3 protein-coding genes are annotated in these 1,614 nt (G+C 36.8%); all 3 read left to right on the plus strand.

Translation table 11 applies throughout. The annotated features are described in order from the left end of the window. Nucleotides 1-60: 60 nt before the first annotated feature. The gene (locus RTP52_RS11075) at nucleotides 61-285 is read left to right on the plus strand and encodes a flagellar FlbD family protein (protein WP_331661385.1); all 225 of its coding nucleotides are present in this window, start codon (nucleotides 61-63) and stop codon (nucleotides 283-285) included. A gap of 137 nt (nucleotides 286-422) precedes the next feature. Beyond that, nucleotides 423-1,223, plus strand: a complete 801-nt coding sequence (locus RTP52_RS11080) for a motility protein A (protein WP_312100135.1) — start codon at nucleotides 423-425, stop codon at nucleotides 1,221-1,223. Then, a partial coding sequence (locus RTP52_RS11085) for a flagellar motor protein MotB (RefSeq protein ID WP_312371392.1) occupies nucleotides 1,207-1,614 on the plus strand: 408 nt, incomplete at its 3' end. The genes RTP52_RS11080 and RTP52_RS11085, both read left to right, overlap by 17 nt.

Below are 1,614 nucleotides of genomic sequence, written 5' to 3' on the forward strand. Positions count from 1 at the left end.
AAGAGATGATTTGTGTAACTTCCTGTGTCTGATGCATGGCTTTGGATGCAGGAAGTTCTAATGGGAAGGGAGGATATCATGATTAATCTGACTAGGTTGAATGATATACCATTTACGCTAAATTGTGAGCTAATAGAAATCATAGAGGAGGTTCCGGATACGGTAATTACCTTAGTGAATGGGAAGAAAATATTCGTAAAAGAAAGTAGACAAAGTGTTGTAAATCTAGTAAAATTGTATAAAAAAGAAGTCTTATGTCAGACAATACCGGGAAATGACAAATAATATTGAAGAATGTAATTTTGAATAAAAAGCACAAAAAGTGCTGAAGATATAAAAATTTTACAGAGATTTTCATTCGTATTAAAGTTTCTGTAACCAATAAAAGAAGTTGAATATTTTACGATAGGTGGGTGGTTTTTTTGGATTTTGCATCCGTGGTTGGTTTAGTGCTGGCGATGATACTTGTTATCTTTGGTATCACAATACAGGATGGTTTCGCAGCGATTATTGGTTTCTTGGATCGAGACTCAGCCTTAATTACCTTTGGAGGTGCGTTCTTTACGGTTTTGGCGATGAGTCCTAATTTTTCTACATATTTAAATGGTTTAAAGAGTTTTGCTTTAATACTAAAGCCACTTCCTTCGAATGAGAAGGAAACAATTGAAAGCATTATTACGTTATCTAATGTTGCTAGAAAAGAAGGATTGTTAGCACTTGAAGAGGCAGCAAATAGCATTGAAGATGAATTTATGAAAAAGGGAGTTCTTCTCATCGTTGACGGAACAGATCCGGAATTGGTAAGAAGCATCCTGGAAACTGAACTAGGTTGTATTGAAGAGCGACATAAATCTGTTATAGGTTTTTGGGACAATCTAGGCGCCGCGGGTCCTGCTTGGGGTATGATTGGTACATTAATTGGATTAATTAACATGCTTAGTAAATTAGAGGATGTAGCTTCCGTTGGACCTAGTATGTCGGTTGCATTGGTTACCACACTTTATGGATCGTTGTTAGCAAACTGGATTTGTACACCAGTATCGAATAAATTAAAATCAAACAATGCAAATGAGATTATGATGAAGGAAGTTATGGTGGAAGGCTTACTGTCAATTCAGGCAGGTGAGAACCCTCGAGTTATTGAAGAAAAATTAAAGTCCTTCCTGTCACCTGCAAAACGTAGTGAATTAGCGGGACAAGAAAGTGGTGAAGCGATTGGCTAGAAAAAAAACGGAAGAGGCACCAAAGGGAGCACCAGAGTGGATGACTACGTTCTCAGACTTGATGAACCTTCTACTATGCTTTTTCGTATTACTATTTGCAATGTCTAATGTAGATCAAGAAAAATTTGATCAGGTTGCAGCTTCTTTATCTAGTAGCTTTAGTATCTTTAGTGGAGGAAAATCCTCTATTGGAGACGGTCAATTAATCAATATGGGAGTTGCACAACTGAATGATTTTAATCAGTATTTCTCCAATATGGGACAAACCACAGAGAGTATAGACGGAGAAGAAATTGAACAACTAAAGCAGCTCCTTGCAGAAGCAAATAAAGCCGAAACCGAAAAGATGTATGATAACATTACTGAGATGAGCGCTCAATATAACCTAGAT

The organism is Lachnoclostridium sp. (assembly GCF_031997925.1).
Classification (GTDB): domain Bacteria; phylum Bacillota; class Clostridia; order Lachnospirales; family Lachnospiraceae; genus Lachnoclostridium.

What these genes read in the sequence shown, in the direction of transcription:
- RTP52_RS11075 (WP_331661385.1), top strand. Translation starts at nt 61, where the DNA reads ATGGGAAGGGAGGATATCATGATTAATCTGACTAGGTTGAATGATATA.